This is a genomic window from Streptomyces sp. NBC_00727, assembly GCF_045161745.1.
Classification (GTDB): Bacteria; Actinomycetota; Actinomycetes; order Streptomycetales; family Streptomycetaceae; genus Streptomyces.
This window is the reverse complement of the sequence record NZ_CP108981.1, coordinates 1,282,223-1,303,202: the sequence shown is the minus strand read 5'-3', so window position 1 is coordinate 1,303,202 and position 20,980 is coordinate 1,282,223. Positions and strand designations below refer to the sequence as shown.

Genomic DNA, 20,980 nt, shown 5'->3' with positions numbered 1-20,980 from the left:
TACGCATCTCCGTCGGGGACGAGCTCAATTCTTAGCGGCGGCAAAATGCCGTGGCAAAGGTGTGACGTACGAAGCCGGGTAGTGGAATGGTGGGCGGTTTGCCGGGTTCACCCCCAGGTCATCACCGCCCAAATCGCCCTTTTTGCTCCACTAAGCAGCTTCGTAAGTGACGTGGGCCCTATGCGCGGCCTCACATCGGAGCGGCGGCGGCGTCACCTTATGTTGCTGAAGTGATGCGGAATGCAATGCTCCGGAAGGGGTTTCGGGCACCCGTCGCACGCACCGCCCGCCGCGCCCCGGTCCGAAGTCCTAGTCCCTCCGCCCCGGTCCCCGGCCGTCCCCGGTCCGATACGGGGGCACGGACCCCGCCGGTACGGTGAGGCGCATGAGCCACCGACCGCCCTCGGGCCTCTCGGCCGTGAGCGCCGCGCTGCTCGCCATGAGCCGCCACCTGGAGGTGCGGGACGTCCTGAAGACGATCGTCGCCTCGGCCCGCGAACTCCTGGACGCCGAGTACGCCGCCCTCGGGGTCCCCGACGACCACGGCGGCTTCGCCCAGTTCGTCGTCGACGGCGTCAGCGACGAACAGTGGAAGGCCATCGGCCCACTGCCCCGGCAGCACGGCATCCTCGCCGCGATGCTCCACGGCGCGAAGACCGAACGGCTCGCCGACGTCCGCAAGGACCCCCGCTTCGGGGGCTGGCCCAGTGCCCACCCCGACATGTCCGACTTCCTCGGCCTGCCCATCCGGGACGGCGACGAGACCATCGGCGCCCTCTTCCTCGCCAACAAGAGGTGCCCCAAGCCCGAGGGCGTCTGCGGCTTCACCGCGGAGGACGAGGAACTGCTGTCGATCCTCGCCCAGCACGCGGCCATCGCCCTCACCAACGCCCGCCTCTACGAACGCAGCCGCGAGCTCACCATCGCCGAGGAGCGCTCCCGCCTCGCCCACGAGCTGCACGACGCGGTCAGCCAGAAGCTCTTCTCGCTGCGGCTCACCGCCCAGGCCGCCGCCGCCCTCGTGGACCGCGACCCCGCCCGGGCCAAGGTCGAGCTCCAGCAGGTCGCCGCCCTCGCCGCCGAAGCCGTGGACGAACTGCGCGCCGCCGTCGTCGAGCTGCGCCCGGCCGGCCTCGACGAGGACGGCCTCGTCGCCACCCTCCGCACCCAGGTCCAGGTCCTCGACCGGGCCCACACCGCACGGGTCACCTTCACCGGCGCCGGCGTCCGCGCCCTGCCCGCCGCCCACGAGGAAGCGCTGCTCCGGGTCACCCAGGAGGCCCTGCACAACGCCCTGCGCCACGCGGACGCCGGCCACGTCGACGTCACCCTCGCCCGCCGCGACGGCGCCACGGTGCTGCGGGTCACCGACGACGGCCGCGGCTTCGAACCCGCCGCCACCCGCCGGGCCGGGCGCCACCTGGGCCTGGTCTCGATGCGGGACCGCGCGAGCGGCGTAGGCGGCCGGCTCACCGTTGCGTCCGAGCCCGGCAAGGGCACCACGATCGAGATGGAGATTCCCGGTGGCTGACAGGATCATCAGGGTGCTGCTCGTCGACGACCACCAGGTCGTCCGCCGCGGCCTGCGTACGTTCCTGGAGATCCAGGACGACATCGAGGTCGTCGGCGAGGCGTCCGACGGCGCCGAGGGCGTGGCCCGGACCGAGGAGCTGCGGCCCGACGTCGTACTGATGGACATCAAGATGCCCGGCACCGACGGCATCGAGGCGCTGCGCCGGCTCCGCGAACTGGAGAACCCGGCCAAGGTGCTGATCGTCACCAGCTTCACCGAGCAGCGCACCGTCGTACCCGCCCTGCGCGCGGGCGCCTCCGGCTACGTGTACAAGGACGTCGACCCGGACGCCCTGGCCGGCGCCATCCGCTCGGTCCACGCCGGGCACGTCCTGCTCCAGCCCGAGGTCGCCGGGGCGCTGCTGGCCCAGGACGAGCCGGGCGCGGGCACCGGCCGGGGGAGCACCCTCACCGAACGCGAACGGGAAGTGCTCGGCCTCATCGCCGACGGCCGCTCCAACCGCGAGATCGCCAGGGCCCTGGTCCTGTCCGAGAAGACGGTCAAGACCCACGTCTCGAACATCCTCATGAAACTCGACCTGGCCGACCGCACCCAGGCGGCGCTCTGGGCGGTCCGCAACGGAGCGGCGGGCTGACGTAAGAGCGGGGAGAGCGAGGCGGGCGCCCCTCAGGACCGGCGGATCAGGGGCCGGACAGGCCCTACCGCGCCCGCTCCTCCACATACGCGTTGTACGCCGCCACCTGCGCCCGCCGCGCCACCCGCTCCACCGGACGCAGCGCCTCGCCCCGCGCCGCCATCTCCGACGCGCTCACCGCTCCGCCGTGCCCGTTCTCGTACGCCACCGAGATCAGCAGCCCGACCCGCTGCGCCAGCTCCAGCACCCGCACCGCCCGCGGCGGGTAGCCCGGGGCCAGCACCTCGCGCCCCCGCTCCGCCCGCGCCCGGTACGCGTCCACCGCCGCCTCGGCCACCGGACCCGAACCGGCCACGTCGAGCCGGGACAGCAGCGCCGTCGCGTCCCGCAGCGCCTCCGCCAGCTCCCGCTCCGCCTCGCCCAGCGACGGCACATCGGCCGGCGGGGCCTCCCGTACCGCCAGGCAGTGCCACACCACGTCCACGTACACATCCCCGGCCGGGCCCGCCTCGCGCACCTCCGGCACCAGCCCGTACGGAGCGCCGTAGGTCACCACGGCCTCCTCCGCCTCCAGGGCCCGGGCATTGAAACCGGCCGGACCGCTCAGCCCCAGCGGATGCCCCGGCACCGGCAGCGCGACCCGGAAGCCGGACACCCCCAGCGCCCGCAGCCGCCCCAGGGCGAACGTCAGCCCGACCGGACCGGCCTCACCGGGCAACCCCTCGACGCGGTGCACCGCGTCCTCCCCGACGATGGCGAGCGCCGCGTCGTCCGGCGACACGAGCCCCGCCAGCAACGCGTTCCCCCAGGCGGCCAGCAGCCCTGAGCGTGGTTCCGAAAGCATGCGGACAGCTTAGGGGGCGCCTTGCCTGCCATGGCCGGGCCCGCGACGGCGGGGCCCAGCGCCGCCGGTACTCGCTCGGTGGCGTAGGTTTTCCCTGGGAGCTGTGCCCACAGGCACGCGACGATCTCGACACTGCATGGGGAGACAACGCGCTCATGAGCGATGTACTGGAGCTGGTGGACGTATCCGTGGTCCGCGACGGACGCGCTCTGGTGGACGACGTCTCCTGGTCGGTCAAGGAGGGGGAGCGCTGGGTCATCCTCGGACCCAATGGCGCCGGCAAGACCACCCTGCTCAACATCGCGTCCAGCTACCTCTACCCCAGCAAGGGAAGCGTCAGCGTCCTCGGTGAGCGGCTCGGCGGCGTCGGCACCGACGTCTTCGACCTGCGCCCCCGCATCGGCATCGCGGGCGTAGCCCTCGCCGACAAGCTCCCCCGCCGCCAGACGGTCCTGCAGACGGTGCTCACCGCCGCGTACGGCATGACCGCCACCTGGAACGAGAACTACGACAAGGTCGACGAGGACCGCGCCCGCGCCTTCCTCGACCGGCTCGGCATGACCGAGTACCTCGACCGCAAGTTCGGCACCCTCTCCGAGGGCGAGCGCAAGCGCACCCTGATCGCCCGCGCCATGATGACCGACCCCGAGCTGCTCCTCCTCGACGAACCCGCCGCCGGTCTCGACCTCGGCGGCCGCGAGGACCTGGTACGCCGCCTCGGCCGGCTGGCCCGCGACCCGTACGCGCCCTCCATGATCATGGTGACCCACCACGTCGAGGAGATCGCCCCCGGCTTCACCCACGTCCTGATGATCCGCCAGGGCAAGGTGCTCGCCGCGGGCCCCATGGAGACCGAGCTCACCTCCCGCAACCTCTCCCTCTGCTTCGGCCTGCCCCTCGTCGTCGAGCACCAGGGCGACCGCTACACCGCCCGCGGACTGCCCCTCGGCTAGGCGGGGTTGCCCCGGTTGCGCCCTGTCCGTAAGGGTGCAACCGGTCCTACGATGACCACGTGGACATCGACGCGTGGGTGTGGTGGCTGATCGGCGCGGTGGGACTGGGCATTCCGCTCGTCCTCACCGCGATGCCCGAGTTCGGCATGTTCGCCGTGGGGGCCGTCGCCGCCGCGGTCGTCGCGGCCCTCGGCGGCGGGATCGTCGCCCAGGTCCTGGTCTTCGTCATCGTCTCGGTGGCGCTGACGGCCGTGGTACGCGTGATCGCCGCCAGACAGCGCGGGGACCGCGCGCCCCAGCACGCCACCGGCATCGACGCCCTGAAGGGCCGTCAGGCCGTCGTTCTCGAACGCGTGGACGGCGCCGGCGGCCGCATCAAGCTGGCCGGTGAGATCTGGTCGGCCCGCGCACTGGACGCCGGGCTCAGCTTCGAGCCCGGCCAACAGGTCGACGTCGTCGACATCGACGGGGCGACGGCCGTCGTCATGTGACCGAACTGTCCCCACGCCGAGGCGCGTTCTGTCAGACTCGATGACGATCATCAACCGAAGGGCACGAGGAAACGATGCAACCGATCATCATCGTCCTGATCATTCTGGTGGTGCTCGTCTTCATCGCCCTGATCAAGACGATCCAGGTCATCCCCCAGGCCAGCGCCGCCATCGTCGAACGCTTCGGCCGGTACACCCGCACCCTCAACGCGGGCCTGAACATCGTCGTCCCGTTCATCGACTCGATCCGCAACCGGATCGACCTGCGCGAGCAGGTCGTGCCCTTCCCCCCGCAGCCCGTCATCACCCAGGACAACCTGGTCGTCAACATCGACACCGTCATCTACTACCAGGTGACCGACGCCAGGGCCGCGACGTACGAGGTCGCCAGCTACATCCAGGCCATCGAGCAGCTCACCGTCACCACGCTCCGCAACATCATCGGCGGCATGGACCTGGAACGGACCCTCACCTCCCGCGAGGAGATCAACGCCGCCCTGCGCGGAGTCCTCGACGAGGCCACCGGCAAGTGGGGCATCCGCGTCAACCGCGTCGAGCTCAAGGCGATCGAGCCGCCCACCTCCATCCAGGACTCGATGGAGAAGCAGATGCGCGCCGACCGCGACAAGCGCGCCGCCATCCTCCAGGCCGAGGGCACCCGCCAGTCCGCGATCCTCACCGCGGAGGGCGAGAAGCAGTCCGCGATCCTGCGCGCCGAGGGTGAGGCCAAGGCCGCCGCCCTGCGCGCCGAGGGTGAGGCCCAGGCCGTCCGTACGGTCTTCGAGGCGATCCACGCCGGCGACCCGGACCAGAAGCTGCTCTCGTACCAGTACCTCCAGATGCTGCCGAAGATCGCCGAGGGCGACGCCAACAAGCTCTGGATCGTGCCCAGCGAGATCGGCGACGCCCTCAAGGGCCTCAGCGGCGCCTTCGGCAACCTCGGCTCCGGCGCACCCGGCTTCAACACCGGCAAGGAACGCCGCGAGGAACCCCCGGTCGACTGACGTGTACACCCCCGTGCATGATTCGGTTGCACCAAGCACCGATCACGCACGGGGGATATGCCATGTCCATCTGGGAGATGCTCGCCGTCTTCGCCGCGGGGACCAGCGCCGGCGCGATCAACACGATCGTCGGCTCCGGGACGCTCATCACCTTCCCCGTCCTGCTCGCCACCGGCCTCCCCCCGGTCACCGCCACCGTCTCCAACGCGCTCGGCCTGATCCCCGGCTCCATCAGCGGCGCGATCGGCTACCGCAAGGAACTCGAAGGCCAGCGCCCCCGCGTGCTCAAACTCGCCGTGGGCGCCCTCATCGGCGGCCTCACCGGCGCCACCCTGTTGCTGGCCCTGCCCTCCACGGCCTTCGAGACCATCGTCCCGGTCCTCGTCGCCCTGGCCCTCGTCCTGGTCATCCTGCAGCCACGCATCAGCAAGGCCGTCCAGCAGCGGCGCGCCCGCACCGGCGTCCCGGCACACCCCGACGGCGGCCCGCTGCTCTTCATCGGCCTGACCCTGGCCAGCGTCTACGGCGGCTACTTCACCGCCGCCCAGGGGATCATCTACCTCTCCCTGATGGGCATGCTGGTCGACGACACCATGCAGCGCCTGAACGCCGTCAAGAACGTCCTCGCCGCCGTCGTCAACAGCATCGCCGCGCTGTTCTTCCTCTTCGTCGCCGACTTCGACTGGACGGCCGTCGTCCTCATCGCCGTCGGCTCCGCGCTCGGCGGCCAGATCGGCGCCAAGGTCGGCCGCCGCCTCAGCCCCACCCTCCTGCGCGCCCTCATCGTCACCGTCGGCACGGTCGCCATCGTCCAGCTGCTGCTCCGGTGAACGAGCCGGAGCCCGCCTCCCCGGGGGAGACGGGCTCCGGTGACGTCATGAGGCGTACGGCGGCTACGCCGCGGACCGCGCCAGCCACTCCGGCAGTGCCGAGCGGTCGCCCGCCCCGAGCGCCAGCAGCATGGCCTCCGCAGGTGACGGCACGAACGGCTTGCGCAGCAGCGGCATCCCCGCCTGCTCCGGCGTACGGTCCGCCTTGCGGTGGTTGTCCTCGGCACAGGAGGCCACCGTATTGAGCCAGGTGTCCTGCCCGCCCTGCGCCCTCGGCACCACGTGGTCGACGGTGCTCGCACGCTTCCCGCAGTACGCGCACCGGTGCTGGTCCCTGACCAGCACGCCCCTCCTGGACCACGGGGCCTGTCTTCGGAACGGCACCCGTACGTACCGGCAGAGCCTGATCACGCGGGGCACCGGTATGTCCACGTCGGCCCCGCGCATCCGGAGGCCGGGGTGCGACTGCTCGACGACGGCCTTGTCCTGAAGGATCAGCACCACCGCCCGGTTCAGCGTCACCGTCGACAGCGGCTCGAAGCTCGCGTTCAGTACCAGCGTGTCCCGCATCCCGCCCACCTCCCGTGTGCCGGCCGCCCCCTGGCAGGCCCGGATCAACTCTGGCCGGGCACGCCGTGATGGACAACGCATTAAAAAATGCCCTGCCCTGATCTCTCCAGGACCAGGGCAGGGCAAACGGCTGCGGAAGTTTTGGTACTCAGGCGTTCTCGGCGGGCTCCGCGTACTCGGCGATCAACTGGGCCCGGCCCAGGGTGTGGAACCGGAGGTTGAACCCGACCGCCGCGGGCGGGGTGTCGCTGTCGGGACCGAGCTTCTCGGTGTCCACCGCGTACACGGTGAACACATAGCGGTGGTTCTCACCGGCCGGCGGCGCGGCGCCGCCGAAGTCCTTCGTCCCGTAGTCGTTGCGCGCGTGCACGGCACCGGCGGGCAGCCCATCGAACGTCCCGCCGCCCGCGCCCGCCGGCAGCTCCGTGACCGACGCCGGGATGTCGAAGAGCGTCCAGTGCCAGAACCCGCTGCCCGTGGGAGCGTCGGGGTCGAAGCACGTCACGGCGAAGCTCTTCGTCTCCGCCGGGAAACCCTCCCACCGCAGCTGCGGCGAGGTGTTCCCCGCCGCGTACACCTGCGCGTCGGCGAGCACGGCCCCCGGGGCGATGTCCTCGCTCACCACGGTGAACGAGGGAACCTCCGGATGGAAGTCGTGCGGCAGCGGCGCCCTCTTCGGCTCGGTCACGTCAGCACCTCTCTGTCGGGTCCGTCGGATTGCTCGGGAAGATCTCTCTCCCCTTCCGACCCTAGAGCCAGTTGCGCTGACCACCGACCTGCGCCAGCCACTGGTTCAGATATGCCGCCCAGTCGGTCTCGTGGAAGTTGTGCAGACCGACCTTGAACGCGCGGTACGAGTCGCTGCCCTCGCTGAACAGACCGGCCTTCTTGTCCATCTCCAGGATGACGTCCATCTCGCGGTCGTCCGCGACGAACGACAGCTCCACCTGGTTGAGCCCCCGGTACTGCTGCGGCGGGTGGAACTCGATCTCCTGGTAGAACGGCAGCCGCTGCCGCGTACCACGGATGTGGCCGCGCTCCATGTCGGCGCTACGGAAGCTGAAGCCCAGCTGGCCGAAGGCGTCGAGGATGGCCTCCTGGGCCGGCAGCGGGTGCACGTTGACCGGATCGAGGTCGCCGGAGTCCAGCGCCCGCGCGATCTCCAGTTCCGTGGTCACCCCGATGTTCATGCCGTGCAGGTGCTGGCCCGCGAACATGGTGATCGGCGTCTCCCAGGGGATCTCCAGGCCGAACGGCACGACGTGCACCGCCCCGGCCCGCACCTCGAACGCGCCGCCGACGCGCAGCTTGGTGAACACGATGTCCTGCTTGGTCTCCTGGTCCTGGCCCTCGACCTCGACCCGGGCCTGCAGCCCCACGGAAAGTCCCTCGATCTGCTGGTCGACGGAGCCGCCCTGGATCCGCACCTCGCCCTGGACGACCCCGCCCGGGACGACGTTGACCTCGCTCAGCTCCGTCTCCACCGAGGCGCCGCCGGCACCCATGCTCGCGAGCAGCCGCTTGAAGCCCATGTTTTCTCCTCCTAGGTCCTGACACCTACATACGCGCGACGACCGTAGTCGGTTCCCAGTAACCTCGAACCTCATGATCGATGGCCCGGACCGTACGCCGCTGACGCGGGACTTCTTCGACCGCCCCGTACTGGAGGTGGCGCCCGACCTCCTCGGCCGCACCCTGGTGCGCAGCACCCCGGACGGCCCGATCGCCCTGCGTCTCACGGAGGTGGAGGCGTACGCGGGCGAGATCGACCCGGGCTCCCACGCCTTCCGTGGCCGGACGCGGCGCAACGACGCGATGTACGGCCCGCCCGGCCACGCGTACGTTTACTTCACGTACGGCATGTCAAGGCAGTCAGCATGAACGTCGATGTCCTCGCCCACCCCGCTGAAGAGGTCGCCCCCAAGCTGCTCGGGACCGTCCTCACCTGCAAAACCCCCGAGGGGACCGTGAGTATCGCCATCACGGAGACCGAGGCGTACTCCGGTACGGCCGACCCAGCCTCCCACGCCTATCGGGGCAGGACACCCCGGAACGCCGTCATGTTCGGACCCGCAGGACACCTGTACGTCTACCGGTCCCACGGTCTCCACTGGTGCGCCAACGTCGTCACAGGGACGGACGGCATCGCCTCGGCCGTCCTCATCCGGGCAGGCAGGGTCATCGAGGGGGAGGACCTGGCACGCAAGCGGCGAGGGGAGAGGGTCGAGAATCCACGCCTTGCCCGCGGTCCGGGGAACTTCTGTCAGGCACTCGGCATTACGGCGGAGCACAACGGCGCAGACCTCCTGACAGGTACCTCGGTCGTGTTGTCCGAGGGTGAGCCTGTACCTGCCGCGCTCATCCGGGTCGGTCCTCGGGTGGGCGTGAGCAAGGCACACGACTGGCAACACCGGTTCTACCTCGCCGGTGATCCAACGGTCTCGGCGTACCGACTGAGCCCCCGAGCCAAACCGTCCGCCGGAGCCTGAGCCGCTGTACGCCTTGCTGACGGCACGCCGGTGTGTCGGTGCGGAGTTCGGTCAGGCGATACGTGATCGTCCCCGACCGACGTGGCGTTCGCGCGAACCACCGCGTACCGCAGGCACTCACGACACCCGACACAGGGTCGGGCGGCGCGGAGGGAAGGGACACGTGTACAGGTCCGTCCATCGACGTCTTGGGCGTACTCGTCCGTCCGACCTTCCGACTGTTCGCTTGCCGAAGGACGATCCCCCGGGGCGGGGACGGGATGGCGTCTCAGTCGCGTAGTCGACTGAAGTCATGCACAGCAACCAGCGGACCACTCGGTGATTGAGAGCAGCCCACGTGAGTTCCAGTCCTTCGTGATGGACCAGAGGGTGACGCCGGCCAGGACATCCCGGTACGCCTGCCGCAGGGCCTCCGCCTCTGCTTCCCGGTGCCTCCCGTCCCGCTCGAAGCCGAAGGGGCGAGTACTCCAGAAGGGCCTCCCCGACTCCCTGCGCCGCTGGTGTCCGAGCACCTGACGCTCGACTCGCATCTCGGTCTCGTTGCGAGCCACCACAGCGCCGATGCGAGCAGCGAGCCGGCCGGACGGGGTGGACAGGTCGAGCACTCCCTGAGCCTGTGCGGCGGCCAGCATGACGCCGGTCGCCTCGGCCAGGTCCACCAGATCCTCGAGGTCCCAGGGGGTGCGGTACATGCGGTCGAAGTGGCGGGACACGATGGCGTCTGCCTTGCCGTCCTCCACCAGAGCCTTGACGCGCTCCCACTCGGCGCTCCGCTTGGTTCCGCAAACGTCGAGTTTCGGCCCGTAATGACAGAGAACTGGCCAAAGGCCCGGCACGCCTCGCGACCGCCCTGGACATCGGCCGGGTACTGGACGGCACCGACGCGATTGCCCACGAGGGCGCCGAGCTCTTCGTGCTCCAGGGCACCCCGCCACCGCGTGACCAGGTACGCAACGGCCCCCGCACCGGTGTGGGCGGGGACGGGGTGGTGTACCCCTGGCGGTTCTGGATCGACGGCGACCCGACGGTGAGCCCCTACCGGGCCCATGTGCCGCGCCGGAGGTCAACTTGACTCGTCCGAGTGGGGCACCTAGTGTTGACCGAGTCGCTTGACACGGGTACAGCTGTTGGTTCGGTCCTTCGGATCGCACGCCGCGCAGACCCGAAGCGGCCAACCACTACCTACGACTCACCCCAGAGGGTGCGGATTTCGGCATGCCCGGAATTCAGGCCCACTGACTCGATTATGAGTAACCGGGAGAATCCGCTAAAGTAGTGGACACGCCGAAAGGGAAACGCAAAAGCGAAGAACTGGAAAGCGAAAACTGCTTGACCCGCTTCGACCGGGAATCGGACACGAAAGAGTCTGATAGAGTCGGAAACGCAAGACCGAAGGGAAGCGCCCGGAGGAAAGCCCCAGAAAATGTTCTGAGGGTGAGTACAAAGGAAGCGTCCGTTCCTTGAGAACTCAACAGCGTGCCAAAAGTCAACGCCAGATATGTTGATACCCCGGCCTGCTACGGCAGGTTGGTGGTTCCTTTGAAAGTCCTGCGGAACCTTCGGGTTCGGCAGGCAAAAACACAGCGAGGACGCAGTGGACGACGGGTCTTATTCCGACCTTGTCGTTCCGCTCTCGTGATGTGTTGTCCCGATTACGGGAAAACATTCACGGAGAGTTTGATCCTGGCTCAGGACGAACGCTGGCGGCGTGCTTAACACATGCAAGTCGAACGATGAAGCCCTTCGGGGTGGATTAGTGGCGAACGGGTGAGTAACACGTGGGCAATCTGCCCTTCACTCTGGGACAAGCCCTGGAAACGGGGTCTAATACCGGATAATACTTTCCTCCTCCTGGAGGAAGGTTGAAAGCTCCGGCGGTGAAGGATGAGCCCGCGGCCTATCAGCTAGTTGGTGGGGTAATGGCCTACCAAGGCGACGACGGGTAGCCGGCCTGAGAGGGCGACCGGCCACACTGGGACTGAGACACGGCCCAGACTCCTACGGGAGGCAGCAGTGGGGAATATTGCACAATGGGCGAAAGCCTGATGCAGCGACGCCGCGTGAGGGATGACGGCCTTCGGGTTGTAAACCTCTTTCAGCAGGGAAGAAGCGAAAGTGACGGTACCTGCAGAAGAAGCGCCGGCTAACTACGTGCCAGCAGCCGCGGTAATACGTAGGGCGCAAGCGTTGTCCGGAATTATTGGGCGTAAAGAGCTCGTAGGCGGCTTGTCACGTCGGTTGTGAAAGCCCGGGGCTTAACCCCGGGTCTGCAGTCGATACGGGCAGGCTAGAGTGTGGTAGGGGAGATCGGAATTCCTGGTGTAGCGGTGAAATGCGCAGATATCAGGAGGAACACCGGTGGCGAAGGCGGATCTCTGGGCCATTACTGACGCTGAGGAGCGAAAGCGTGGGGAGCGAACAGGATTAGATACCCTGGTAGTCCACGCCGTAAACGTTGGGAACTAGGTGTTGGCGACATTCCACGTCGTCGGTGCCGCAGCTAACGCATTAAGTTCCCCGCCTGGGGAGTACGGCCGCAAGGCTAAAACTCAAAGGAATTGACGGGGGCCCGCACAAGCAGCGGAGCATGTGGCTTAATTCGACGCAACGCGAAGAACCTTACCAAGGCTTGACATACACCGGAAAGCATCAGAGATGGTGCCCCCCTTGTGGTCGGTGTACAGGTGGTGCATGGCTGTCGTCAGCTCGTGTCGTGAGATGTTGGGTTAAGTCCCGCAACGAGCGCAACCCTTGTTCTGTGTTGCCAGCATGCCCTTCGGGGTGATGGGGACTCACAGGAGACTGCCGGGGTCAACTCGGAGGAAGGTGGGGACGACGTCAAGTCATCATGCCCCTTATGTCTTGGGCTGCACACGTGCTACAATGGCCGGTACAATGAGCTGCGATGCCGCGAGGCGGAGCGAATCTCAAAAAGCCGGTCTCAGTTCGGATTGGGGTCTGCAACTCGACCCCATGAAGTCGGAGTTGCTAGTAATCGCAGATCAGCATTGCTGCGGTGAATACGTTCCCGGGCCTTGTACACACCGCCCGTCACGTCACGAAAGTCGGTAACACCCGAAGCCGGTGGCCCAACCCCTTGTGGGAGGGAGCTGTCGAAGGTGGGACTGGCGATTGGGACGAAGTCGTAACAAGGTAGCCGTACCGGAAGGTGCGGCTGGATCACCTCCTTTCTAAGGAGCACTTCTTACCGGGCTTTGCTCGGTCAGAGGCCAGTACACCGGCGAATGTTCGGTGCTGGTTGCTCATGGGTGGAACGTTGACTACTCGGCACGGCAAGTTGTTTGTCACTAGTACTGCTTCGGCGTGGAACGTGTAAAACAATTGGTCGGGTCGGGCACGCTGTTGGGTATCTGAAGGTGCGGCCGTCATGGTCGTCCTTCGGTTGCCGGCCCCAGTGAACTTGTTCTTAGGAGCAGGGTGATGGGTGGCTGGTCGTTGTTTGAGAACTGCACAGTGGACGCGAGCATCTGTGGCCAAGTTTTTAAGGGCGCACGGTGGATGCCTTGGCACCAGGAACCGATGAAGGACGTGGGAGGCCACGATAGTCCCCGGGGAGTCGTCAACCAGACTTTGATCCGGGGGTTTCCGAATGGGGAAACCCGGCAGTCGTCATGGACTGTCACCCGCTGCTGAACACATAGGCAGTGTGGAGGGAACGAGGGGAAGTGAAACATCTCAGTACCCTCAGGAAGAGAAAACAACCGTGATTCCGGGAGTAGTGGCGAGCGAAACTGGATCAGGCCAAACCGTATGCGTGTGATACCCGGCAGGGGTTGCGCATGCGGGGTTGTGGGATCTCTCTTTCACAGTCTGCCGGCTGTGAGACGAGTCAGAAACCGTTGATGTAGGCGAAGGACATGCGAAAGGTCCGGCGTAGAGGGTAAGACCCCCGTAGCTGAAACATCAGCGGCTTGTTTGAGAGACACCCAAGTAGCACGGGGCCCGAGAAATCCCGTGTGAATCTGGCGGGACCACCCGTTAAGCCTAAATATTCCCTGGTGACCGATAGCGGATAGTACCGTGAGGGAATGGTGAAAAGTACCGCGGGAGCGGAGTGAAATAGTACCTGAAACCGTGTGCCTACAAGCCGTGGGAGCGTCGCTGTATGTGCTTGCACATACAGTCGTGACTGCGTGCCTTTTGAAGAATGAGCCTGCGAGTTTGCGGTGTGTTGCGAGGTTAACCCGTGTGGGGAAGCCGTAGCGAAAGCGAGTCCGAATAGGGCGGTTTAGTAGCGCGCTCAAGACCCGAAGCGGAGTGATCTAGCCATGGGCAGGTTGAAGCGGAGGTAAGACTTCGTGGAGGACCGAACCCACCAGGGTTGAAAACCTGGGGGATGACCTGTGGTTAGGGGTGAAAGGCCAATCAAACTCCGTGATAGCTGGTTCTCCCCGAAATGCATTTAGGTGCAGCGTCGTGTGTTTCTTGCCGGAGGTAGAGCACTGGATAGGCGATGGGCCCTACCGGGTTACTGACCTTAGCCAAACTCCGAATGCCGGTAAGTGAGAGCACGGCAGTGAGACTGTGGGGGATAAGCTCCATGGTCGAGAGGGAAACAGCCCAGAGCATCGACTAAGGCCCCTAAGCGTACGCTAAGTGGGAAAGGATGTGGAGTCGCAGAGACAACCAGGAGGTTGGCTTAGAAGCAGCCACCCTTGAAAGAGTGCGTAATAGCTCACTGGTCAAGTGATTCCGCGCCGACAATGTAGCGGGGCTCAAGCGTACCGCCGAAGTCGTGTCATTCCAGCATGTACCCCCAACGGGGGCTGGGATGGGTAGGGGAGCGTCGTGTGCCGGGTGAAGCAGCCGCGGAAGCGAGTTGTGGACGGTTCACGAGTGAGAATGCAGGCATGAGTAGCGATACACACGTGAGAAACGTGTGCGCCGATTGACTAAGGGTTCCTGGGTCAAGCTGATCTGCCCAGGGTAAGTCGGGACCTAAGGCGAGGCCGACAGGCGTAGTCGATGGACAACCGGTTGATATTCCGGTACCCGCTTTGAAACGCCCAATACTGAGCCCATTAATGCTAAGTCCGTGAAGCCGGCCCGATCTCTTCGGAGTTGAGGGTAGTGGTGGAGCCGACGAACCAAGGTGGTAGTAGGTAAGCGATGGGGTGACGCAGGAAGGTAGTCCAGCCCGGGCGGTGGTTGTCCCGGGGTAAGGGTGTAGGCCGTGTGGTAGGCAAATCCGTCACACATTAAGGCTGAGACCTGATGCCGAGCCGATTGTGGTGAAGTGGATGATCCTATGCTGTCGAGAAAAGCCTCTAGCGAGTTTCATGGCGGCCCGTACCCTAAACCGACTCAGGTGGTCAGGTAGAGAATACCGAGGCGTTCGGGTGAACTATGGTTAAGGAACTCGGCAAAATGCCCCCGTAACTTCGGGAGAAGGGGGGCCATCACTGGTGAGGGAACTTGCTTCCTGAGCTGGGGGTGGCCGCAGAGACCAGCGAGAAGCGACTGTTTACTAAAAACACAGGTCCGTGCGAAGCCGTAAGGCGATGTATACGGACTGACGCCTGCCCGGTGCTGGAACGTTAAGGGGACCGGTTAGCTGCTCTTCGGGGTGGCGAAGCTGAGAACTTAAGCGCCAGTAAACGGCGGTGGTAACTATAACCATCCTAAGGTAGCGAAATTCCTTGTCGGGTAAGTTCCGACCTGCACGAATGGCGTAACGACTTCTCGACTGTCTCAACCATAGGCCCGGTGAAATTGCACTACGAGTAAAGATGCTCGTTTCGCGCAGCAGGACGGAAAGACCCCGGGACCTTTACTATAGTTTGATATTGGTGTTCGGTTCGGCTTGTGTAGGATAGGTGGGAGACTTTGAAGCGGCCACGCCAGTGGTTGTGGAGTCGTCGTTGAAATACCACTCTGGTCGTGCTGGATGTCTAACCTGGGTCCGTGATCCGGATCAGGGACAGTGTCTGATGGGTAGTTTAACTGGGGCGGTTGCCTCCTAAAGAGTAACGGAGGCGCCCAAAGGTTCCCTCAGCCTGGTTGGCAATCAGGTGTTGAGTGTAAGTGCACAAGGGAGCTTGACTGTGAGACCGACGGGTCGAGCAGGGACGAAAGTCGGGACTAGTGATCCGGCAGTGGCTTGTGGAAGCGCTGTCGCTCAACGGATAAAAGGTACCCCGGGGATAACAGGCTGATCTTCCCCAAGAGTCCATATCGACGGGATGGTTTGGCACCTCGATGTCGGCTCGTCGCATCCTGGGGCTGGAGTCGGTCCCAAGGGTTGGGCTGTTCGCCCATTAAAGCGGTACGCGAGCTGGGTTTAGAACGTCGTGAGACAGTTCGGTCCCTATCCGCTGTGCGCGTAGGAATATTGAGAAGGGCTGTCCCTAGTACGAGAGGACCGGGACGGACGAACCTCTGGTGTGCCAGTTGTTCTGCCAAGGGCATGGCTGGTTGGCTACGTTCGGAAAGGATAACCGCTGAAAGCATCTAAGCGGGAAGCCTGCTTCGAGATGAGTATTCCCACCAACTTGATTGGTTAAGGCTCCCAGTAGACGACTGGGTTGATAGGCCAGATGTGGAAGCCCGGTAACGGGTGGAGCTGACTGGTACTAATAGGCCGAGGGCTTGTCCTCAGTTGCTCGCGTCCACTGTGTTGTTCCCAGGCCACGAACAGTCGTGCTGGTTGAACAGCGTCATTCATTAATTGAAAAGTGTGCTTGTTCGCTAAGTGCCGATACTCCGCCTTTTTGGGGGAGTGGCCGATAGTGTTTCGGTGGTCATTGCGTTAGGGAAACGCCCGGTTACATTTCGAACCCGGAAGCTAAGCCTTTCAGCGCCGATGGTACTGCAGGGGGGACCCTGTGGGAGAGTAGGACGCCGCCGAACAATTTTTGAAGGACCCTTGGTCCCAGCGTTCAGCGCTGGGACCAAGGGTCTTTTTTGTTTTTCCCGAAGCGCGTCGGGTGTCCGGCTGCGCGAGAATGTCTGTAGTACCCCGAACGACAGGAGCCCCACCCATGTCCACCAACTCTCCCGACGATCGTTCGGAGCGCGAGCCGCGTCGCCGGGACGGCGGTGACCGGGGCGGCTTCGGCGGCGGTCGCGACGACCGTTCGCGCGGTCCGCGCCGGGACGACGACCGCGGTGGGTACCGCCGTGATGACCGCCCCTCGGGCGGCGGTTTCCGGCGCGACGACCGGGACCGTGGTCCGCGCCGCGACGACCGCCCCTCCGGCGGTGGCTTCCGCCGTGACGACAGTGGTCCGCGCCGCGACGACCGCCCCTCCGGCGGTGGCTTCCGCCGTGACGACAGCCGTGGCGGCTCCAGCGGTGGCGGCTTCCGTCGGGATGACCGTGGTGGCAACTCCGGTGGTGGGTTCCGTCGCGACGACCGTGGTGGTCGTGATGACCGGGCGCCGCGTCGTGATGACGACCGCGGTGGCCGGCCGGGCGGCTTTGACCGCCGTGACGACCGTCGCGACGACAGGCCCCGTGGCCCGCGTCGGGACGACGACAACCGTGGTGGCGGCTTCCGCCGTGACGACAGCCGTGGCGGCTCCGGCGGTGGCGGCTTCCGCCGTGACGACAGCCGTGGCGGCCCCAGCGGCGGCGGCTTCCGCCGTGACGACAGCCGTGGCGGCCCCAGCGGCGGCGGTTTCCGTCGTGATGACCGTGGCGGCAACTCCGGCGGTGGCTTCCGTCGTGATGACCGTGGTGGTGGGTTCGACAACCGTGGTGGTGGGTTCCGTCGTGATGACCGGGCGCCGCGTCGTGATGACGACCGCGGTGGCCGGCCGGGCGGCTTTGACCGCCGTGACGACCGTCGCGACGACAGGCCCCGTGGCCCGCGTCGGGACGACGACAACCGTGGTGGCGGCTTCCGCCGCGACGACCGCCCCTCCGGTGGCGGCTTCCGCCGTGACGACAGCCGTGGCGGCTCTGGCGGTGGCGGCTTCCGTCGTGATGACCGTGGTGGCAACTCCGGCGGTGGCTTCCGTCGCGACGACCGGCGCGATGACAACCGTGGCGGTGGCGGTGGCTTCCGGCGTGACGACCGCGACCGTGGCCCGCGCCGCGACGACGACCGGGGCGGCCGTTCCGGGGGCTTCGAGCGTCGCGACGACCGCCGTGACGACCGGCCGCGCGGCCCCCGCCGTGACGACAGCCGGCCGACCGGCGGCGGTTTCCGCCGTGACGACCGGGGTGACCGTGGCGGCAGCTCCGGCGGCGGCTTCCGGCGTGACGACAGCCGTGGCGGCGGCTACCGCGGGCAGCGGGACGACCGTGACCGCGGCGGCTACCGGGGCCGTGACGACCGCGGCGGTCGGCCGGGCGGTTACGAGCGCCGGGACGACCGGGACCGTGAGCCGATCAAGCGGCTGCCCATCCCGGACGACGTCACCGGTCACGAGATCGACCAGGACGTCCGCCAGGAGCTGCTGAGCCTGCCGAAGACGCTGGCCGAGGACGTGGCGAGGAACCTCGTCATGGTGGCCCGGCTCATCGACGAGGACCCCGAGCAGGCGTACGCGTACTCGCGCATCGCCCTGCGGCTGGCCTCGCGCGTCGCCGCCGTCCGCGAGGCCGCCGGCTTCGCCGCCTACGCGGTCCAGAAGTACGCGGAGGCGCTGGCGGAGTTCCGGGCTGCCCGGCGGATGACCGGCTCCGTGGAGCTGTGGCCCGTCATGGCCGACTGCGAGCGCGGTCTCGGCCGGCCCGAGAAGGCCATGGCGATGGCCGGTGAGCCCGAGGTGCAGAAGCTGGACAAGGCGGGCCAGGTCGAGATGCGTCTCGTCGCCGCCGGCGCCCGGCGGGACATGGGGCAGCTCGACGCCGCCATCGTCACGCTGCAGAGCCCCGAGCTCGCCTCGAACGCCGTCCACCCGTGGACCCCGCGCCTGCGCTACGCGTACGCCGACGCGCTGCTCGAAGCGGGCCGCGACGACGAGGCGCGCGAGTGGTTCGGCAAGGCGCTGGAGGCCGACAAGGACGGCGCCACCGACGCCTCGGACCGCCTCGCCGAGCTGGAGGGGGTCGAGTTCGTCGACGCCCTGGACGAGGACGACGACCACGCCGACACCCAGGCGCCCGTCACGGCCGAGGCGGACGGGGCCGTCGAGGACGACGACGACGCCGACGAGGACGGCAAGTCCCAGGCGTAACGCTTGAGAAGAGGGCGGCACCCGGCGCGGGTGCCGCCCTCTTTTGCGTTCAGCCCAGCTTCAGGCTGCGCAGTACCAGGCCCGTGGCCGGCTTCGGGCCGAAGGACGTCGACTTGCGGGGCATGGTGACGCCCTGGCGGGCCAGGTCCCGGACGAGTTCCTCGCGTACCGGATGCATCAGGACCGCCGTGGAGCCGTGCCGTTCGGCCTGTTCCACGGCGGCCGCGGTGTCGTGGATGTAGGCGATATGCGCCGGGTCGTCCGGGATTCGCCACACGTGATCGAGCAGCGCCGAGTGCAGGACCGTCGCGTCGAGCGTGCGCCAGGCCGTCGGCCGGTCCGCCGGGACCGTGCGGGACAGCAGCGCTTCGTCGGGGCGGTCGACCAGATGGAACCCCCCGTCACCCGCGAGCAGGAGGGCGTTGCCCTCGGCGGCCGCGTCGGCCAGGGCGTCCAGTGCCCGGGGGAGCGGGCCCGCCACCTCGCGTATCCGGAACAGGCCCGCCAGCGCGGCCAGTGCGTCGGCGACCGGCAGGCCGTGCAGCAGCCGGTGGATGGCGCGGACCCGGAGCGGATAGCGGGCCGTGTCCACCAGGAGGACGAGGCCGTAGTCCCAGGGGCCCGGGCCCGTGTGCTCCTGCTGGAGCCTCAGGTAGGTCGCCCATCGGTGGTGGCCGTCCGCGATCAGCGCCTGGTGACGGAGCAGGTCCGCCTCGATCTCCGCGCGCTCGGCGGGATCGGTGACCGCCCACAGCCGGTGGCGGAAACCGTCCTCCGTGGTCGTGGCGAGCAGCGGCGCGCGGTCGACGGTCCGCTCGATGACGGAGGCCGCGCCCGTGCCGGCGTCCCCGTCGCTGCGGTAGGTCAGCAGCAGGGGTTCCAGATGGGCGGCGGTGGCGCGCATCAGATCGGCCCGGTCCTCGACGACATGCGCCATGACGTCCTCGTGCGGGAGCACGACACCGTCGGAGGGCCCCGAGAGCGCGAGGGCGCCGATCACACCCCGCTGCAGGATGCCGTCGCCGCGCTGCTCGTACACGTACAGCGAAGGCTCGTCGTCCGGCGCGAGCACGCCCTCCGCGAGCCAGTCGTCCAGGGTGGCGGCGGCCTGTGCGTTGCGGGCGGCGACCGTGCCGGCCTGCGGCAGGATCAGCCGGACGATGTTGTGCGGGTCCGCCGACTCCAGGTGCAGCAGCCCGTCGGGCCGCACCACCACGTCGTACGGGGGCGAGGTCACCGCGGCGAGGCTGCCGACCCGCTCGGGGACGTACCGCAGCCCACGGAACGGAATCAGCCGCAGTCCCCGGTCCGCCGTGCCTCGTGTGTTCATCCTCGCATCGTATGTGGGGTACAGGGATGCGCGATGATCGGGGGAGAAGCAGGCGATGAGGAGCGCGGAACATGAGTGGGACGAGCAGGACCAGGCCGAGCGGCAGCAGCACCGCGTTGAGCGAGGCGTACGACACGGCGCTGCTCGACCTCGACGGAGTCGTGTACGCGGGAGGGCAGGCGATCGACCACGCCGTCGAGGCGCTGGGCGCGGCCCGGGACGGCGGGATGCACCTGGCGTACGTCACCAACAACGCGCTGCGGACCCCGGCCGCCGTGGCCGAGCACCTGACCGAGCTGGGTGTCCCGGCCGAGCCCGCCGACGTGATCACCTCGGCGCAGGCCGTGGCCCGGCTGGTCGCCGACCAGCTGCCGGCCGGGGCGCGGGTCCTGGTCGTCGGAGGCGAGGGACTGCGCGTCGCGCTGCGGGAACGCGGCCTCGAACCCGTCGAGTCGGCGGACGACGACCCGGTCGCGGTGGTCCAGGGATACGGCGGGCCCGACCTGGCGTGGGGCCGGTTCGCCGAGGCGTCGTACGCGGTCAACCGCGGGCTGCCGTGGTTCGCGTCCAACACGGACCTGACGATTCCGGGCGCCCGGGGGATCGCGCCGGGCAACGGGGCGGCCGTCGAGGTCGTCCGGATCGCGACCGGTGCCGAGCCGCAGGTCGCCGGGAAGCCGCTCCCGCCGATGCACCGCGAGACCGTCCTGCGCACCGGGGCCGAACGGCCGCTGGTGGTCGGCGACCGGCTCGACACGGACATCGAGGGGGCGTTCAACGGCGGCGTCGACTCGCTGCTGGTGCTGACCGGGGTGACGGACGCGGCCCAGCTGGTGACCGCGGTGCCCGAGCACCGGCCGACGTACATCGACGCGGACCTGCGCGGGCTGCTCACCGGACAGCCCGAGGTGACGGAGGACGGCGGGGGATTGCGCTGCGGCGGCTGGACGGCCTCCGCCCGGGACGGCCGGCTGGTCCTGGACGGCGACGGCGACCCGCTCGACGGGCTGCGGGCGCTGTGCGCGGCGGCCTGGACGCAGGCGGCGGACAGGGCCTGTGACCTGGACGCGGCGAAGGCTCTGGCGCGGCTGGGGCTCTGAGGCCGGGCCGCGAGTCCGGAAGGCTGGGTAGGCTAACCTAACCGGGTGTTGGTTG

At 67.5% G+C, this 20,980-nt stretch carries 16 protein-coding genes, 3 rRNA genes and 2 pseudogenes; 14 read left to right on the top strand and 7 right to left on the bottom strand.

Annotated elements, in window-relative coordinates; all coding sequences use genetic code 11:
• The first annotated feature begins 385 nt into the window (after positions 1-385).
• Both OG242_RS05710 and OG242_RS05705 read left to right on the top strand, forming a co-directional pair.
• The gene (locus OG242_RS05710) at positions 386-1,531 is read left to right on the top strand and encodes a GAF domain-containing sensor histidine kinase (RefSeq protein WP_405897095.1); all 1,146 of its coding nucleotides are present in this window, start codon (positions 386-388) and stop codon (positions 1,529-1,531) included.
• Positions 1,524-2,168 (top strand): response regulator transcription factor, encoded by a 645-nt coding sequence (locus OG242_RS05705; protein WP_018518941.1) that lies wholly within the window; start codon positions 1,524-1,526, stop codon positions 2,166-2,168. The genes OG242_RS05710 and OG242_RS05705 overlap by 8 nt, the downstream gene beginning before the upstream one ends.
• 64 nt (positions 2,169-2,232) lie before the next feature.
• On the opposite strand, the gene OG242_RS05700 is transcribed toward OG242_RS05705, so the two are convergent.
• Positions 2,233-3,012, bottom strand: coding sequence for a hypothetical protein (locus OG242_RS05700; RefSeq protein ID WP_405897094.1), 780 nt, complete (start codon positions 3,010-3,012; stop codon positions 2,233-2,235).
• Positions 3,013-3,167: 155 nt separating this feature from the next.
• Here OG242_RS05700 and OG242_RS05695 point away from each other — a divergent pair, with 155 nt between their 5' ends.
• From OG242_RS05695 to OG242_RS05680, 4 genes are all read left to right on the top strand, one after another.
• Complete coding sequence (locus tag OG242_RS05695) at positions 3,168-3,965, top strand: ABC transporter ATP-binding protein (RefSeq protein WP_405897093.1); 798 nt, start codon at positions 3,168-3,170, stop codon at positions 3,963-3,965.
• 59 nt (positions 3,966-4,024) lie between these two features.
• Complete coding sequence (locus OG242_RS05690) at positions 4,025-4,456, top strand: NfeD family protein (protein ID WP_405897092.1); 432 nt, start codon at positions 4,025-4,027, stop codon at positions 4,454-4,456.
• 74 nt (positions 4,457-4,530) lie between these two features.
• Complete coding sequence (locus OG242_RS05685; protein WP_328899530.1) at positions 4,531-5,460, top strand: SPFH domain-containing protein; 930 nt, start codon at positions 4,531-4,533, stop codon at positions 5,458-5,460.
• Between the two features lie 62 nt (positions 5,461-5,522).
• On the top strand, positions 5,523-6,290 hold the full coding sequence (locus OG242_RS05680) for a sulfite exporter TauE/SafE family protein (RefSeq protein ID WP_405897091.1): 768 nt from the start codon (positions 5,523-5,525) through the stop codon (positions 6,288-6,290).
• Positions 6,291-6,353: 63 nt separating this feature from the next.
• On the opposite strand, the gene OG242_RS05675 is transcribed toward OG242_RS05680, so the two are convergent.
• The 3 genes from OG242_RS05675 to OG242_RS05665 all read right to left on the bottom strand — a co-directional run bounded on the left by OG242_RS05675 (position 6,354) and on the right by OG242_RS05665 (position 8,392).
• A complete protein-coding gene (locus OG242_RS05675) occupies positions 6,354-6,860 on the bottom strand; it encodes an HNH endonuclease (protein ID WP_073968443.1) in 507 nt (168 codons plus the stop codon).
• Between the two features lie 148 nt (positions 6,861-7,008).
• The gene (locus tag OG242_RS05670) at positions 7,009-7,548 is read right to left on the bottom strand and encodes a YbhB/YbcL family Raf kinase inhibitor-like protein (protein ID WP_405897090.1); all 540 of its coding nucleotides are present in this window, start codon (positions 7,546-7,548) and stop codon (positions 7,009-7,011) included.
• Between the two features lie 61 nt (positions 7,549-7,609).
• On the bottom strand, positions 7,610-8,392 hold the full coding sequence (locus tag OG242_RS05665; RefSeq protein ID WP_405897089.1) for a sporulation protein: 783 nt from the start codon (positions 8,390-8,392) through the stop codon (positions 7,610-7,612).
• Positions 8,393-8,465: 73 nt separating this feature from the next.
• On the opposite strand from OG242_RS05665, the pseudogene OG242_RS05660 reads away from it, so the two are divergent.
• Positions 8,466-8,723 (top strand): annotated as a pseudogene (locus OG242_RS05660) (DNA-3-methyladenine glycosylase); the annotation flags it as partial.
• A gap of 14 nt (positions 8,724-8,737) precedes the next feature.
• Positions 8,738-9,349 (top strand): DNA-3-methyladenine glycosylase, encoded by a 612-nt coding sequence (locus tag OG242_RS05655; RefSeq protein ID WP_405897088.1) that lies wholly within the window; start codon positions 8,738-8,740, stop codon positions 9,347-9,349.
• Positions 9,350-9,639: 290 nt separating this feature from the next.
• Here the strand turns inward: OG242_RS05655 and OG242_RS05650 are convergent, their stop codons facing one another.
• Positions 9,640-10,089, bottom strand: a complete 450-nt coding sequence (locus OG242_RS05650; RefSeq protein WP_405897087.1) for a recombinase family protein — start codon at positions 10,087-10,089, stop codon at positions 9,640-9,642.
• A gap of 41 nt (positions 10,090-10,130) precedes the next feature.
• On the opposite strand from OG242_RS05650, the pseudogene OG242_RS05645 reads away from it, so the two are divergent.
• The 4 genes and pseudogenes from OG242_RS05645 to rrf all read left to right on the top strand — a co-directional run.
• A pseudogene (locus tag OG242_RS05645) lies at positions 10,131-10,421 on the top strand (DNA-3-methyladenine glycosylase); the annotation flags it as partial.
• Between the two features lie 593 nt (positions 10,422-11,014).
• Positions 11,015-12,540: ribosomal RNA gene (locus OG242_RS05640) — 16S ribosomal RNA — on the top strand.
• Between the two features lie 301 nt (positions 12,541-12,841).
• A 23S ribosomal RNA gene (locus tag OG242_RS05635) occupies positions 12,842-15,966 on the top strand.
• Between the two features lie 136 nt (positions 15,967-16,102).
• Positions 16,103-16,219, top strand: a 5S ribosomal RNA gene (gene rrf, locus OG242_RS05630).
• Together the 16S, 23S and 5S rRNA genes form the textbook arrangement of a ribosomal RNA operon.
• 29 nt (positions 16,220-16,248) lie before the next feature.
• On the opposite strand, the gene OG242_RS05625 is transcribed toward rrf, so the two are convergent.
• Positions 16,249-17,742 carry a hypothetical protein gene (locus OG242_RS05625; protein WP_405901782.1) on the bottom strand — a complete coding sequence of 498 codons (1,494 nt, stop codon included), beginning with the start codon at positions 17,740-17,742 and terminating at the stop codon, positions 16,249-16,251.
• Here OG242_RS05625 and OG242_RS05620 point away from each other — a divergent pair.
• A complete protein-coding gene (locus OG242_RS05620) occupies positions 17,713-18,495 on the top strand; it encodes a tetratricopeptide repeat protein (protein WP_405901516.1) in 783 nt (260 codons plus the stop codon). The two genes, OG242_RS05625 and OG242_RS05620, sit on opposite strands and share 30 nt — an antisense overlap.
• 49 nt (positions 18,496-18,544) lie before the next feature.
• Here OG242_RS05620 and OG242_RS05615 read toward each other — a convergent pair whose 3' ends face one another.
• Positions 18,545-19,825, bottom strand: coding sequence for a DUF1015 family protein (locus tag OG242_RS05615; RefSeq protein ID WP_405897086.1), 1,281 nt, complete (start codon positions 19,823-19,825; stop codon positions 18,545-18,547).
• Positions 19,826-19,896: 71 nt separating this feature from the next.
• On the opposite strand from OG242_RS05615, the gene OG242_RS05610 reads away from it, so the two are divergent.
• Positions 19,897-20,925 (top strand): HAD-IIA family hydrolase, encoded by a 1,029-nt coding sequence (locus tag OG242_RS05610; protein ID WP_405897085.1) that lies wholly within the window; start codon positions 19,897-19,899, stop codon positions 20,923-20,925.
• Positions 20,926-20,980 lie beyond the last annotated feature (55 nt).

Excerpts from the sequence above, each read along its gene's own strand:
- OG242_RS05710 (WP_405897095.1), top strand. The coding sequence starts at position 386 with ATGAGCCACCGACCGCCCTCGGGCCTCTCGGCCGTGAGCGCCGCGCTG.
- OG242_RS05700 (WP_405897094.1), bottom strand. The coding sequence starts at position 3,012 with ATGCTTTCGGAACCACGCTCAGGGCTGCTGGCCGCCTGGGGGAACGCG.
- OG242_RS05695 (WP_405897093.1), top strand. The coding sequence starts at position 3,168 with ATGAGCGATGTACTGGAGCTGGTGGACGTATCCGTGGTCCGCGACGGA.
- OG242_RS05685 (WP_328899530.1), top strand. The coding sequence starts at position 4,531 with ATGCAACCGATCATCATCGTCCTGATCATTCTGGTGGTGCTCGTCTTC.
- OG242_RS05680 (WP_405897091.1), top strand. The coding sequence starts at position 5,523 with ATGTCCATCTGGGAGATGCTCGCCGTCTTCGCCGCGGGGACCAGCGCC.
- OG242_RS05675 (WP_073968443.1), bottom strand. The coding sequence starts at position 6,860 with ATGCGGGACACGCTGGTACTGAACGCGAGCTTCGAGCCGCTGTCGACG.
- OG242_RS05665 (WP_405897089.1), bottom strand. The coding sequence starts at position 8,392 with ATGGGCTTCAAGCGGCTGCTCGCGAGCATGGGTGCCGGCGGCGCCTCG.
- OG242_RS05655 (WP_405897088.1), top strand. The coding sequence starts at position 8,738 with ATGAACGTCGATGTCCTCGCCCACCCCGCTGAAGAGGTCGCCCCCAAG.
- OG242_RS05615 (WP_405897086.1), bottom strand. The coding sequence starts at position 19,825 with ATGAACACACGAGGCACGGCGGACCGGGGACTGCGGCTGATTCCGTTC.
- OG242_RS05610 (WP_405897085.1), top strand. The coding sequence starts at position 19,897 with ATGAGTGGGACGAGCAGGACCAGGCCGAGCGGCAGCAGCACCGCGTTG.